This is a genomic window from Salinicola halimionae, assembly GCF_003206065.1.
Lineage (GTDB): Bacteria > Pseudomonadota > Gammaproteobacteria > Pseudomonadales > Halomonadaceae > Salinicola > Salinicola halimionae.
Genome location: NZ_PZJQ01000002.1, coordinates 692,506 through 706,549, shown reverse-complemented (window position 1 = coordinate 706,549; position 14,044 = coordinate 692,506). Strand labels below are relative to the sequence as shown.

General features: G+C 61.5%; 12 protein-coding genes. 3 read left to right on the top strand and 9 right to left on the bottom strand.

Annotation, left to right across the window (positions count from 1 at the left end; all coding sequences use genetic code 11):
- Together ampC and DOM27_RS03810 are read right to left on the bottom strand one after the other, a co-directional pair.
- A complete protein-coding gene (gene ampC / locus DOM27_RS03820; protein ID WP_110654697.1) occupies nucleotides 1-1,185 on the bottom strand; it encodes a class C beta-lactamase in 1,185 nt (394 codons plus the stop codon).
- Nucleotides 1,186-1,415: 230 nt separating this feature from the next.
- Nucleotides 1,416-2,183 (bottom strand): alpha/beta fold hydrolase, encoded by a 768-nt coding sequence (locus DOM27_RS03810; protein WP_223162267.1) that lies wholly within the window; start codon nucleotides 2,181-2,183, stop codon nucleotides 1,416-1,418.
- 278 nt (nucleotides 2,184-2,461) lie between these two features.
- On the opposite strand from DOM27_RS03810, the gene DOM27_RS03805 reads away from it, so the two are divergent.
- The gene (locus tag DOM27_RS03805) at nucleotides 2,462-3,367 is read left to right on the top strand and encodes a LysR family transcriptional regulator (RefSeq protein ID WP_223162266.1); all 906 of its coding nucleotides are present in this window, start codon (nucleotides 2,462-2,464) and stop codon (nucleotides 3,365-3,367) included.
- A 486-nt stretch (nucleotides 3,368-3,853) separates the two neighbouring features.
- Here the strand turns inward: DOM27_RS03805 and DOM27_RS03800 are convergent, their stop codons facing one another.
- The 4 genes from DOM27_RS03800 to DOM27_RS03785 form a co-directional block, all read right to left on the bottom strand.
- Nucleotides 3,854-6,202, bottom strand: a complete 2,349-nt coding sequence (locus DOM27_RS03800; protein ID WP_110654695.1) for a xanthine dehydrogenase family protein molybdopterin-binding subunit — start codon at nucleotides 6,200-6,202, stop codon at nucleotides 3,854-3,856.
- On the bottom strand, nucleotides 6,199-7,212 hold the full coding sequence (locus tag DOM27_RS03795; RefSeq protein WP_110654694.1) for an FAD binding domain-containing protein: 1,014 nt from the start codon (nucleotides 7,210-7,212) through the stop codon (nucleotides 6,199-6,201). Before DOM27_RS03795 ends, DOM27_RS03800 begins: the two co-directional genes overlap by 4 nt.
- Nucleotides 7,209-7,718 carry a 2Fe-2S iron-sulfur cluster-binding protein gene (locus DOM27_RS03790; protein ID WP_110654693.1) on the bottom strand — a complete coding sequence of 170 codons (510 nt, stop codon included), beginning with the start codon at nucleotides 7,716-7,718 and terminating at the stop codon, nucleotides 7,209-7,211. Before DOM27_RS03790 ends, DOM27_RS03795 begins: the two co-directional genes overlap by 4 nt.
- 170 nt (nucleotides 7,719-7,888) lie before the next feature.
- Nucleotides 7,889-8,638, bottom strand: coding sequence for a Rossmann-fold NAD(P)-binding domain-containing protein (locus DOM27_RS03785; RefSeq protein ID WP_110654692.1), 750 nt, complete (start codon nucleotides 8,636-8,638; stop codon nucleotides 7,889-7,891).
- A gap of 173 nt (nucleotides 8,639-8,811) precedes the next feature.
- Here DOM27_RS03785 and DOM27_RS03780 point away from each other — a divergent pair, with 173 nt between their 5' ends.
- Nucleotides 8,812-9,603, top strand: a complete 792-nt coding sequence (locus DOM27_RS03780; protein ID WP_110654691.1) for a helix-turn-helix transcriptional regulator — start codon at nucleotides 8,812-8,814, stop codon at nucleotides 9,601-9,603.
- 52 nt (nucleotides 9,604-9,655) lie between these two features.
- On the opposite strand, the gene DOM27_RS03775 is transcribed toward DOM27_RS03780, so the two are convergent.
- From DOM27_RS03775 to DOM27_RS03765, 3 genes are all read right to left on the bottom strand, one after another.
- Nucleotides 9,656-11,263, bottom strand: a complete 1,608-nt coding sequence (locus tag DOM27_RS03775; protein ID WP_110654690.1) for an inorganic phosphate transporter — start codon at nucleotides 11,261-11,263, stop codon at nucleotides 9,656-9,658.
- 216 nt (nucleotides 11,264-11,479) lie between these two features.
- Nucleotides 11,480-12,073 carry an FMN-dependent NADH-azoreductase gene (locus tag DOM27_RS03770; protein ID WP_157956709.1) on the bottom strand — a complete coding sequence of 198 codons (594 nt, stop codon included), beginning with the start codon at nucleotides 12,071-12,073 and terminating at the stop codon, nucleotides 11,480-11,482.
- Nucleotides 12,070-12,522 carry a GNAT family N-acetyltransferase gene (locus DOM27_RS03765; RefSeq protein WP_110654688.1) on the bottom strand — a complete coding sequence of 151 codons (453 nt, stop codon included), beginning with the start codon at nucleotides 12,520-12,522 and terminating at the stop codon, nucleotides 12,070-12,072. The genes DOM27_RS03770 and DOM27_RS03765 overlap by 4 nt, the downstream gene beginning before the upstream one ends.
- A gap of 89 nt (nucleotides 12,523-12,611) precedes the next feature.
- Here DOM27_RS03765 and pdxR point away from each other — a divergent pair, with 89 nt between their 5' ends.
- Nucleotides 12,612-14,018, top strand: a complete 1,407-nt coding sequence (pdxR, locus tag DOM27_RS03760; protein WP_110654687.1) for a MocR-like pyridoxine biosynthesis transcription factor PdxR — start codon at nucleotides 12,612-12,614, stop codon at nucleotides 14,016-14,018.
- Nucleotides 14,019-14,044: the final 26 nt, after the last annotated feature.

Here is a 14,044-nt window from a genome sequence, read left to right as displayed (position 1 = left end):
TTATCGCGTCGCGCCGTCGTCGATCACACCCAGCCCCGACAGAATGCGATAAGCCACCTTCACACGCGCATCGTTGGGATAGTTTTTGTTGGCCAGCATCACCAGTCCGACCTGCTTGCCGGGCACGAGGACGAGGTAGCCGCCGAAACCGTTGGTGGAGCCGGTCTTGTTGACCCAGATATCGTCCCGCGGCGCCTGAACTTGCGATGACAGCGATGGCTCGATCGCCTTGGCTGCGTTGGGTTTCAGGATCATGTCGTAGCCGTTGCCCGCCAGCAGCGTGTCGAGCGAGACGGGCAGCGGATACTGCTCCCAGATCAGATCCTGGGTCATGTCGCCGACCTGGAAATAGCCGTGGCGCGTGGTGTCGATCGCCTGCTGCAGGTCGTCGCTGATCTCAAGCAGACCGAGATTGGCCTGGACGAGTCTGGCCAGGTCGCCGGCGGTGGTCTTGATGCCGTAGGCCTCGTCATCGAGCACGCCCGGCGCCACGCGAATGGGCTGGTCATCCTTGCTTTCGCCCATGGCGTAATCGGCCGTCTGGTCATCGGGGACGTCGTACCAGGTGTGCTGCAATCCCAGCGGTTCCAGCACGCGAGCCTGCATCGCCGGCACGAACGCCTGATCGAGACTGGCAGCGGCCTCGACGCCCAGCAGTCCGATACCCAGGTTCGAGTAGGTGCGCACCTCACCGATCGACTCGGTGGGTTGCCACTGCCGATACCACTGCATCAACGAATCGCGATCCGTCACTTCGTCGGGCACGAATAGCGGCAACCCGCCGGTGGTGTGGGTGCCCAGATTGAGCCCGCTGATCTCGTCGAACGCGCTGCCCTCGAGCGCCGGCAGATAACGACTGACCGGCGCCTCGAGATCGAGCTTGCCCTCGACGGCGGCGAGCGATGCCAGCGTGGCGGTGAACGTCTTGCTGAGCGAGCCGATCTCGAACAGTGTGTCGTCGTCGACCGGTGTTCCGCCGTCGCGATCAGCGACTCCATAGTTCAGAACCTGCGTACCCTGCGGACGAATCACTGCCACTGCCATACCGGGAATGTTCTGCTGGCGCATCAGCGACTCGACGATCGGATCGATGGATTCCCGCAAATCATCGTTGTCGGTCTGCGCCCATACGGCAGTCGACGAACCCAGCAGCAACAACGACACCCCCAACGTGATTCCTTTCATGATGCTTGCGATCCTCGGCAGTGCGCGCCGACGGGCATCGTCAGGCGCGGAAAACGTTGCCGCCAATCATGCGCAAAAACCGAGGAAACCGAAACCGTCGTCGATCGGCTACAGCAGCTTGTCCAGCCTGACCGGAAGCTCGCGAACGCGCTTGCTGCAGGCGTCGTAGACCGCATTGGCGACTGCCGCACCGACGCCGATGATGCCGATCTCTCCGATAACGTGGGCGCCTATGAGGAGCCGGCATCCAAAAAGGTGCGCACCGTCGCGACCGTGGCCGCGGGCTGCTCTTCCATCAGCCAGTGGCCTGCATCGGGAATTATCTTCTCGGTAACATTGGTAGCCGTTACGCGCATCACCATCGCCATCGTCGACCCGAACGACTTTTCCCCACCGATCGCGAGTACTGGCATCGTCAACTTACCCTGCGCAAGAAAGGCCTGGTTATCCTTGGCGTCCTGGTCAAATGCCGCGAATTGAGCGAACCCTGCATGCATGGCGCCGGGCAATGCATAGAGCTTGGCGTAATGTCGTCGATCCGCTTCGGTAAAACGTCGGGGATCTGCCGAAAATTCATTCCAGAACCGATCGAGATAGATGCGCTCGCGACCGGCCACCAGTCGCTCCATATCCGGGCCGCCGAAGCGAAAATGCCAAAGCATGGGGCTCTTCAATATCTCGTCCCAAGGTCCGATTCCCGGAAGAGGCGCATCCATCAGAACGAAGCGGCGCACCCGGTCGCGATGCTCGGCCACGAAGGCGTAACCCACCATATTGCCGATGTCGTGAGCGATCACATCAACACCGTCGACCTTCAATGCGTCAAGCAACCCCGCCACATCTTCGCCCTGAGTCTTTTTGTCGTAGCCGGTTGCTGGCTTGCCGGACAGCCCCAACCCCCGTATATCGGGCACGATCACGAGGTGATCCCGCACCAGTTCAGAGGCAAGTGGTGCCCACATATCGCCAGTTTCACCGTAGCCATGCAGCAGAATCACCGCTGGCCCGGTACCGCCAACCCTGACATGCAGAGTTACCCCGTTGGTGACGATATCCCGCGTCTGGAAAGCGGGTGGGAAAGACCCGATCTGGGCGACGGCTGGCGGTATCGTAGTCATTACCATGAGGACCAGACCTGCCATTACGAATGGGCTGCGCATAGCGAATCTCCATTGGGGGTGGACGGCCGGCGTTGAGTGCAAAAGCGTATGGACACGAGTATTGCACCGGCGCACAGTCCCCAGTAGCCGCCTGAGGCCGGAACTGGCTTACGGTCATGCCGAACGATATGAAACTGCAAGGTCTTGCTGCCTTCATTGCCGCGGTCGAGGAAGGCTCGGTGAGCGCCGCGGCACGACGACTCGGCATCAGCAAGTCAGTGGTCAGCGAACGACTGGCCGATCTGGAGCGCGCCTTGGGCGCCCGACTCCTGCAGCGCACCACGCGGCGGATGTCGCTGACGGTAGATGGGGAAAGCTTTCTGCCTCGCGCACGGCGCATCCTCGGTGAGGCAAACGAGGCCATGGCCGAACTGACTGACCGCAGGGCTTCCATGGCAGGCTCCTTACGTATATCGGCACCGGTGAGTTTCGCCGTGCTTCATCTTGGGCCGGCGCTGTATGCGTTTCTCGCACAGCACCCGGACGTCGATCTCTCACTCGTGCTGGAAGACCGCTTCATCGAAGTCGGCGCCGATGGCTTCGATGCCGTACTGCGGCATGGGCCGGTAACTGACTGCCGCATGGTGGCTAAACGCCTGGCCACAAGCCGTCGCGTTCTGGTGGCTTCGCCAGAATATCTGATCAGAGAAGGCCGACCGACATCACTCGATGATCTGGATCGCCATAACGGCATTCTTTACATCAATCGTGAGACGGATTGGCGATTTGCGCTGGAGGGCGGCTGGCTGGTCGTTCACCCGCGCGCAAGTCTGCGCGTGAACAATGGTTTAGTGATGCGCGACGCCGCGATAGCAGGGTTGGGCTTGACCCTGCTGCCCACGTTCTTCGTGTACAACGAGCTCAAAAGCGGGGTGCTAGAGCAAATTGACTTAGGTGTTGAGGCGGAAGGGGCGGAAGTTTTCCTGGCGTATCACCGTGATTGCGCCGTGAAGGCCAAGTTGACCGCCCTTGTCGATAGTCTCAAGCGCAGTTTCGGCGAACCACCTTATTGGGAGGGCTGACGAAAAGGACTAAAGAAGACTGACGAACGAGCCCCGTCATGGCAGCAACCAGGAATTGCGACGCTCTTCCGATCAGCATCCCGCTCTACCCGGCGCCCGTCTGATGTTTTACCTGAAGGGTGGAGTCAGCGGTCAATCTTTCCGGAGCGCTTTCAACACACCGATGAGCGCCCTGAGGGAGATCGGAACATGGCGATGCCGGAAATGCCCTGCTGCCGCCTCAGCGACTCGGCGATCGGACCGATGGATTCCCGAAGATCATCGTCGTCGGCCTACGGCGGTCGACGAACCCAGCAGCAGTAACGACAGCGACAGACATGAGAGCGACACCCCCAGCGTGACTCCTCTCATGACGCTTGTGATCCTTGTCAGTGCGCTGGGCTATAAACAAGCCGCCGCGAAAAAACGATGCCGCCCATCATGCGCGAGAAGCCCCAGACTCGGAGCCGGTTCCAGAACCATCGCCACCTTCACTTCCACCGCCAGCTACAGCAGCTTGTCCAGCGTGACCGGTAGCTCGCGAACGCGCTTGCCGCAGGCGTTGTAGACCGCATTGGCCACCGCCGCACCGACGCCGGTGATGCCGATTTCACCGATACCATGAGCGCCCATGGGCGTGTGCGGGTCGGGAATATCGGTCCACATCACATCGATCTCCGGCACGTCCATCTGCACCGGCACGTGGTAGTCGGCGAGGCTGGGATTCATCACCCGGCCGCTGCGGGGATCGAACAGCGTCTCCTCCATTAGTGCCAGGCCCAGGCCCATGATCATGCCGCCCCGGAACTGACTCGCCGCCGTCTTGGCGTTGAGAATCCGGCCGCAGTCGAACGAACCCAGCAACCGACGCACGCGAATCTCGGCGGTCACATCACTCACCCCCACTTCGCAGAAAATGGTCCCGAAAGAGTGCATCGACCAATTCGCCAGTTCCGCCGAATCGGCGGCGTCAGTCTCCACCGAAAGCTCGCGACGACCGGCGCGCGCCAGGATCTGCTCGTAGGTTTCAAAGCGTGAGGCATCGACGCTCGAGCAGAGCCCGCCATCGCGACATTCGACGTCGTCCGGCGTCAGCCCGGCCAAAGGCGAATTCTCACCTAGCAGCGCCAGCAACTCGATCACCAGAGCTCGATGTGCCGCGATCACGGCGCCGCCGATCGCCGCCGTCTGCTGCGAGCCACCCGCCAGCACCCGGCCGGCCAACTTCGAATCGCCGTAGCGGAATTGAATCCGTTCGACGGGCAAGCCCAGTCGCGCGGCGGCGATCTGCGTCTGCACTGTGGCAGTCCCCATGCCCATTTCGTGCGCGGCGATATCCACCGTCGCACCCTCGCCCGTTAGCGTGATACGCGCAGCCGCACCGGGCATGCGCATGTAGGGATAGGTCGCCGTCGCACAGCCCATCCCGATCTGCCATTCATCTTCGCGTTGGCTGCCCGGCTGGATAGGGCGCTTAGCCCAGCCGAAACGCTCGGCGCCGGCTCGGGCCGCTTCGAGCAGATGACGCGACGAGAATGCCAGTCCGTTGGTCGGATCCTGCTCTGGTTCGTTGCGCGCCCTCAGTTCGAGCGGATCCATGCCGAGCTGCTCGGCCAGCTCATCGAGTGCCGATTCCAGCGCGAAGGTTCCCACCGATTCGCCCGGGGCGCGCATGAAGGTATTGGCCAGCATATGCATGTCCGCGACATCGATCGACAGCCGGATATGGTCGGCCGCGTACAAACACTTGGTCGCCTGGAAAAAGGGCTCCGGCAGGTTGTTGTGCCGCGTCATTGCCACGACGCCGGAATGAATGAGCGCCTTCAACCGGCCATCGGCGTCGGCGCCCAGGGCCACCCGCTGTTCGGTGCAGGTCCGCCCGCCGACCACGCGGTAAACCCCCTTGCGCGACAGTGCCAGACGCACCGGACGACCCACGAGCTTCGCCGCCGCCGCGGCCAGAATCTGATGCTGCCACAGCGTCTTGCCGCCGAAACCACCGCCGACGAACGGCGAGGTGATATGAATCCTCGCGGCATCGATGCCGAACACCTCGGCGAGCGACGCTACGGCCAGATCGACACACTGGGAGGCATCATGAATCCGCAGCGTTTCGCCATCACGCTCGCTCTCTTTCTCGCTTCCATCCTCTTTTACCCAGGCCAGCGTCAACGCATGAGGCTCGATGGCGTTGTGATTGTGGCGTGGCGTGCGATAGATCGCGTCGACACGATGCGCGGCCATCTCGAACGCCTTGTCGGCGTCGCCGATCGTGATCTCCGCCGGGCCGCCAAGCACGTTGTCAGGTTGACGGGCCTGAGTCTTGGCCAGCTCGAAATCGGTCATCGCCGGTTCGGCCTGATAATCAACGTGAATGCGCTCGGCAGCCGCATCGGCCTGTTCCTGAGTTTCGGCCAGCACCAGCGCGACCGGCTGGCCGTTCCAGTGGACGCGATCGTTCTGCATGATCGGATGATCGTCGCCGGCGGCACCGTTGGGCGACATCAGAAACACCGGCGGCAGGTTGAGCCGCGGCGCGTTCTCGTGGGTCATCACCCGTACCACGCCGTTCATCGACTCGGCTTCCTGGCGATCGATAGTCAGGATCCGGCCGTTGGCGATGGTGCTGTAGACCAGCGCGGCGTAGACCATGCCTTCGAAGGTGAACTCGCCGGCAAAGCGCGCACCGCCGGTGACCTTCTCGACGCCATCGACCCGCGACAGTGGCGCACCGATCCCGATTCGCCCCTTTTCGCTCAGAGGATCCGGACGACCGTCCGGACGCCAGTAGTCGCCGGCCAGGGCGACGCCCGAGGGCTGGTTATCGCCCGACCGTCGTTTATCGAGAGCACTCATGCGTCACCTCCGCTGCGGGCATCCGCGATACGCCGCGACAGCTCCGCAATCATCGTTCGCCGCGCCAGTTCGACCTTGAAGGCGTTGTCCGGTAGCGTCTTGGCGGCCGCCAGCTCGGCGTCGACGGCCGTGACCAGTGTCGCCTCGGTCGCCGGTTGGCCACGCAACGCCTCCTCTGCCCGATACGCACGCCACGGCTTCGTTCCCACTCCGCCCAGCGCTAGTCGTACGTCCTGGATCGTGCCGCCATCGAGCGCGACCATCGAAGCCACTGATACCAATGCAAAGGCGTAGCTGGCCCGGTCGCGCACCTTGCGATAACCCGAACGGGCTGCCATCGGCAGCCGTGGCAACTCGATCGCGACGATCAGTTCCTGCGGTCGCAGCTCGGTCTCGATATCCGGGCGCTCACCCGGCTCTCGATGTAGCTCGGTAAGCGGCAACTGGCGATCACCGTCAGGGCCACGTAGGTGAATACGAGCCTCGAGTGCCGCCAGCGCCACTGCCATGTCGGAAGGATGCGTGGCCATACAGGATGACGACGTACCGAGGATGGCGTGATAGCGATGAAAACCTTCGTGCGCATCGCAGCCCGCGCCCGGCTCGCGCTTGTTGCAGTGGGTCGCCATGTCGTAGAAGTAGGCACAGCGAGTGCGCTGTAGCAGATTGCCGCCGACGGTCGCCATGTTGCGAATCTGGGCGCTGGCACCGGTCAGGATCGCGCGCGACAGCATCGGATAGCGGGTACGAACGCGAATATCACCCGCGAGTTCTGCGTTGGTGGTGGCGGCACCGATCAGCAGCCCCCCTTCTGGAGTCTCGTCGATAGCGTGGGAGAGCGCGGTGACGTCGATCAACGCATCCGGCCGCTCGACTGTCTCGCGCATCAGATCGACGAGGTTGGTCCCACCACCCAGATATTTCGCCATGTCCTCGGCGCCGCTAACACGGACGGCCTGTGCGACCGCCTGTTCGCTATCGACGGCCTGGTGGTAATCGAACGCTTTCATCGCACCACCTCCGTCGCCAACGAGGCGGCAATCGCGTCCGTGATGCCATTGTAGGCGCCGCAGCGACAGAGGTTGCCGCTCATCCGCTCGCGAAGTTCATCGCGATTCCACTCGATCTCGTTCGCCGAGAGGTCGGCCGTGACGGCGCTAGGTTGGTCACGTTCGAGCTCGCCGATCATGCCGACCGCCGAACAGAGCTGACCCGGCGTACAGTAGCCGCACTGGAAACCGTCGTGCTCGATGAACGCGGCCTGAACGGGATGCAGATGAGTGTCTGTGGCCAACCCTTCGACCGTGGTGATCGAACGGCCCTGGTACTGGACCGCCAGCGCCAGACAGGCGTTGATGCGGTCACCGTCGACCAGCACGGTACAGGCGCCGCAAGCCCCCTGGTTGCAGCCCTCCTTGGTGCCACTGAGCTGGAATTGCTCGCGGAGCAGATCGAGCAGTGACGTTCGGAAATCCACCTCGGCCTTCCGAACCTGGCCGTTGATCGTCCATTGCATATCAAGCCTCAGTCACGGTTGGGTATGCTTCATCAGGCATCAGTTGGAAATCGCGCCTGCTTTTTTGGAAATGCGGCTTGCAGCGTTAATGCGTTACAGAGCTAATGAATTGCAGAGGGGTAGATTTCAGAGCGCTAGATTCAGAGCACCAGGTTTTAGCGTCGTGCGTTTTACAGCGTAGTCAGCCCTGTCGCGTCCCGTACTGCCGTTTTGTGATAGCCGTCTTCAGACTTGTCGACAGCGCTCGGGGACAGCGACACGCGCTCGACATCAATCGGCGTGCCGGCCAGCAGCGGAGAGAGATCGAGCTCGGTGCCCGCTGCTTGCAGATCGATGATTCGGCCGGCTGGCGCCTTCATCAGCAGCGGTAAACAGGTGACGATCGGGGCCAACCTATCGAAGTGGTAAGGTTGCACAAGTCGCTGCCAAGCGGCCATGCCCGTCGAGTCCGCAAGCCCCACGCGACTATCTGTCAACCCTACGCGACTATCTGTCAGCCCCAAGCAACTACCGAGAATCAGCACGTCCAGACGGCCGTGACGCTCGCCGATAGCCTCCGTCACCCGCTGCAGTGCACCGACATCCTCGATCCTCAGAGATTGCACCGCAGGGCTGCCGGCAAAATAGGAGTGAGCTTCTTCCAAGGCCGCATCGAGAGCGGTACTCGATTCGGGCAATGCACCAATGACGCAGCTGCATGGCATGTCGAGGCCAGTGCCGAAAGAAGAGCTGGACGCAATGTCGGCAGAATGACTGCGGGAACGGCCGCTAGAGCTGCCGAAACCAGAGCTGCTGAAAGAACTGCCAAAGGGGGCTTGCAACAGCAAGGTGTCTTTTTCGTCGGCCAATGCCTGAACGAAGTCAGACTCCATATCGCCGCCGAGCCCTAGAATCAGAATGATGCGAGAATCCGGTCTCATGAAAAGCCTCCGGGGAGTCAAACGGTTCGTCACTTGACGCCGCTATCGGAAACCCTAATATCCTTCGCTATCCTACAAAATCCGTGATCTTATCCTACGTTTGGAAGGCTCAGGCTGGGCAATAAAAGTTTCGCAAACTAGGACTTAGCAATCTCACGCCAGGTAGATTTTCCATGAGCACATCAAATTCCCCCGCCCCCTCATTAGGTGACTTCCTCCGCGCCAAGCGGGAAGCAGTAACGCCAGAAATGGCGGGGCTACCGCCCGGTCGTCGGCGACGCACCCCTGGCCTGCGTCGCGAAGAAGTGGCGATCCGCGCCAGTATGGGCTCAGCCTGGTATACCGCACTCGAACAAGGGCGCGACGTGCAGCCTTCCGATCAGGCGCTGACGTGCCTTGCCCGGGCGCTGCTGCTGAACGAAACCGAGCGCGAGCATCTCTACGCACTGGCCGGGCGCCCAGCACCGCCGCGCGCCATCGATAACGGCTCGACGATCAACCCGATCCTCCAGCGTCTGCTGGACAGGATGGAGCCGGACCCCGTCTACGTGATGGACGCCTACTGGGAAGTGATCGCGTGGAATGGTGCCGCCGCCGCGCTGTTCAACATCGAACGCCCAGGAGACAAACACCCGCGTAACAAGTTGTGGTGGATCTTCACCCAGAAGCGTGTCGAGACGCATCGGGCAGACTGGCTGAAATCCGCCCGCACGCTGGTGTCGATCTTCCGCAGCCAGGCCACGCGCTACGCCGACGATCCACGTATGCGGCGGTTGATCGACGACCTGCTCGAGGCGAGCGATGCCTTCCGCGAACTCTGGGCCGAACAAGATGTGCTCGATCTGGCCAGTGGCCGCAAGGCGATGCGCATGCCGGACGGCACCAGCCGCGAATTCGACTACCTGCCGCTGCGTATTCCCGACCTGCCCGGCGCCTGCCTGATGGTCTATCTGGGGGTGGGTTGAGCGCTCAATCGACGCGCGAAGCTTTTTGACTCCGGGCGTCGGCTGAACGCGATCAGAACACGTTTCTCAGTATCAGGAAGGCGATCGCTGCCATCAGCGCCGCAGCGGGTAGCGTGATGACCCAAGCCAGGGCGATAGGCCTCATCAATGCCCAGTTTGTCTGGCGGTTGACCATGCCGATGCCGAGCACGGCACCGATCAGGATATGCGTGCTGGAGACGGGCAGACCGAGCATCGAGGCGAGCATGACCACGGCGGCGGCAGACAGTTCGGCGGAGAACCCCGAAGCCGGATGCATCTTGGTTAAATTCTCGCCAACCGTCTTGATCACCTCCTTGCCGATGAACCACAGGCCGACGATCAAGGCGACGCCGAAGGCCACCATGGCCAGCGGCGGGATAGTGGCCTCGTCACCGATCGCCCCGGTGCGCAGCACGTCGAGGATGGCGACGAAGGGACCAATGGCGTTGGCGATATCGTTGGAGCCGTGGCTGAAGGCGAAGCCGGAAGCGGTGAAGACCTGCATCCAACTGAACATCAGGAAGGTGGAACGATCCAGGGATTCGCTCTTGAGCGTCTTGGCAAAAATGAACGTCGCCATCCATACCGCAGCACCGATCATCCCCATGATCAGATAGCTGCTGAGAGTGCTCAGGCCCAGATGCATGTTCTTCAGGCCCTTGAACAGCAGCATCGCCGAGATGATCATGGCGCCGAGTGCCGCTACCATCGGCACCCAGTTCTCCAGTGCGCGATGGGAGTGGACATGGCGGCGCTTCTCGTCGATCTGATGCAGGTCCCGGTAATACTCGGACTCTAGATCCTCGGTTCCGTAGTCCCCATCGCTCACGGTCTGCATGTCCCGCGCCATGGCGTGGGTATAAGCGATCTGCTGGATCTCCGAAAGGCGCTCGAAGCGCGCCTTATGTTCCCGCTTGTGCGCGCGTTTTTCCTCGCGAATCGACTGCAGTTCGTCCTTGGCAGATTCGTTGTAGGAGAGGATGTGCGTTTTGATCTGGGCGTAGAGCAGGTAGGCAACCAAGCCACCCAGCAGCGGCGACAATACCCATGAGATCGCGATCTGGCCGATCTGTCCCCATTGCACCAACGCCAATGCCGAATCGGTGCCATTCATCAGCACACCCAAAGCTATCGAGCTACCTACGATCGCCCCGACGATGGAGTGTGTGGTCGAAACCGGATAGCCCTTGCGCGAGGCGTAGAGCAGCCACAGCGCCGCCGCGATCAGCGCAGACATCATGATGTAGACGAAATCCGCCGGCACCACGTTCATGCCGCCGAGATCGACGATGCCGCCACGAATGGTCGAGGTCACTTCGCCGCCAGCGATCACCGCACCGCTGACCTCGAAGATCGCTGCAACGAACAAGGCCTGCTTGATCGTCAGAGTGCCAGCGCCGACGCTGGTCCCGAAGGAATTGGCGACATCGTTGCCGCCGATATTGAACGCCATGAATACGCCGAACAGCGTCGCGAGCACGAACAGCAGCGGGCTACCACCCTCGATGTAACCCAGCCCCCAGGCCAGAAAGTAGCCAGTTACGGCGATGAGCAAGATACCGAAGAAAAGACTCAGCCGTGACGGCCCACCCAACCCGCCTAGTGCCGAGGAATTATCGTCTACCGCTGATTTCGCCATGTTCGCGCTCCGACATTACCCGGCAGGAAGATCGGCCTGCAGCTAAGAGACGGCCGGCATCCTGGCAGATTAGGGGAGTGGACGTGACAGAACGGTGACGATGATAGAGCGTTACATGAGTACATAATGTAATTCGTACCGTAGGGCTCTTCAGGGTTTAATCCCCTCCTCTGCAGATTCTCTTCTCTGCCTTTTCATGCCGAAGAGATGCTATCGCTAGCACCAGATATCGCGCAGTGCAGAGACCGCATTCTCGATGATCGTCTCGGGCGACTGATGACGCATCACCAGCCCTTCCAGATACAGAAATTCCGGCGCTCGAATACCCAGCGTCTCCAGAATGGCTTCGAGATGGGGCGTGAGGAAATTGGGTTGTCTCGACTCACCGGCTCGATGAAAACCACCGGAACTGACGATGACGAGAGTCGGCCGGTCCGCCAGCAGACCCACCTTGCCTTGCGACGCCGAAGCGAAGGTACGATGAATGCGCAGCACGTAATCGACCCAGAGCTTGAGCGCCGCGGGGATGCCGAAATTGTGCATGGGGGTAGCGATAATCAACCGGTCGGTGGATTCGAGTTCCTCGATCAAGCGTTCGGATAACGCAAACGTCGCGCTCGAGCGCGGCAGAGGTTCGCGTAGCGTCAGCGCCTGGGCATAATCTATCGTCAACGGCGCCAACGGCTCGGCGACCAGGTCACGCACAAGCAGGTCTCCTCCCATCCGTGACGCGACCTTCCGCGCCAGGCGGTTCCCCAGAGCCTCGTCACGGTGCGGGCTCGCGGTCACGAGCAGCGTTCGTATCGTCACGATGCTGTCTCCTCAACGCTCAAGGTTTCCACGAAGTGCATGCCCCGGGACAGCAGCCCCTGTCGAAAGTAGAAGCGCTGCGCCAGCGCCATGCCCAGTCCGGTATCCAGTACCAGATGATGACAAGCCATGCTTCTCGCCTCCTCGCGCACTGCCGTCAGCAGACGCGCGCCCAGCCCGAGGCTTCGACCGTCTCCGCTGACGACGAGATCGTCGACATAGACGAAGCGGCCATACAGCAGGTTCTCGGTCGGACGATAGCCCGCCAGGCCGACGACTCGATCTTCCTGCCACGCGGCCAACAGCCGATACCCCATGGTCATCTGCCGCATGACCTGACTCACAAATGTCTGCGGCGCCGCAAGGTGCGGACGAAGCTCGTGCATGACATCGAAGCAGCGCAGACACTCCTGCTCCGTCGTCACCGGTAATAGTCGAACGGTCGTCATGAGACATCCTCCTGAAAGAGGACACAGGTTAGAATCAGACCTATCCACTTGGCAGCGCCAAGACGTCTTCGATCTTCTGGGACATCGACATGTCCAATACGCACCTTCGGCCCGACCGCACGCAGAACGTACCAGTCTACCGGCAGCTGTATCAGCGCTTTCGCGAAGCGATGAAAGACGGGCGCCTGCCACCCGGCCAACGCGTTCCCTCGGTACGCAGTCTTGCCAGTGAACTGAATCTGTCACGAGGTACGGTCGAGCTGGCTTATCAGTTGCTCGTCAGCGAAGGCTATTTTCTGCCGCGAGGCCCGGCGGGCACGATCGTCTCGCCACACTTGCCCGATTCCACCAGATCGCCGTCGGCACCGGACACAACGGCCAAACCTGAGTCAAAGCCTCACCTCGACCTGCCCCAGCCTTTCCAGCTGGGTCTACCGGCGCTGGACGCTTTCCCCAGCAAGTTGTGGGCACGCCTGGTCAACCGTCGACTGAGAGCCCAGTCCATCGCCGAACTGAACTACCCTCCACCGACCGGCCATCCGGCTTTGAAGCGTGCGTTGGTGACCTATCTTGGGGTATCGCGAGGCATCGTCTGTCGGCCCGAACAGATCATCATTACCGACAGCTACCGGGATAGTCTGGGTCTGATCTGTCGGACGCTGCTGAAGCCCGGCGACAGCGGATGGTTCGAAGAACCGGGATATTTGATGGCGCGTGAACGACTGCTGAGCGAGGGAATGCAGTTGGCGCCGGTGAGCGTCGACGCCGATGGTTTGAATGTCGAAGAGGGATGTTTACGTGCCAATTCTGCACGCTTCGCCGTCGTCACCCCCACCCATCAAAGCCCCACTGGCGTATCGATGACGCTGGCCCGGCGCCAAGCCTTGCTGGCGTGGGCAAATCGCGAAAATGCCTGGATCATCGAGGACGACTACGACAGCGAATATCGCTATCACGGCCATCCCTTACCGGCATTGAAGAGTCTCGACCGGGATGAACGTGTGCTCTATACCGGTACCTTCAGCAAGGTCCTGTTCCCCGGCATCAAGCTCGCCTATCTGGTGGTTCCGCCTTCTCAGGCCGAAATCTTCCAGAACACGATGCAGCGCCAGGGTCATGGCTGCCCGACGCTGAGTCAGTCGGTCGTCACGGATTTCATCGATGAAGGCCACTTCGCACGCCATCTCAAGCGCATGCGGGCGCTCTATAAACTACGCCGCGAGATGCTTCGCCAGGCGCTGGAGCATCACCTGGGCGATCGCATCCATATCGATCTGCAGGCCGGCGGAATGCACCTGCTGGTCAGGCTAGCCGACGATACCGATGACGTGGCGGTCGCGAACCAGGCCGCCAGTGCGGGTCTGGGTGGGCACGCACTGTCCCAGTGGACCCTGAAGCCGGCACGACAGTCCGGATTGTTGCTGAGCTTCACCAACGTCATCGACGCTGTCCAGGCCGACGCTCTGGCCGCTCGACTGGCCACGCTCATGAAGTGAAGCGGCGCGAGTCGTCTCGCCATGGC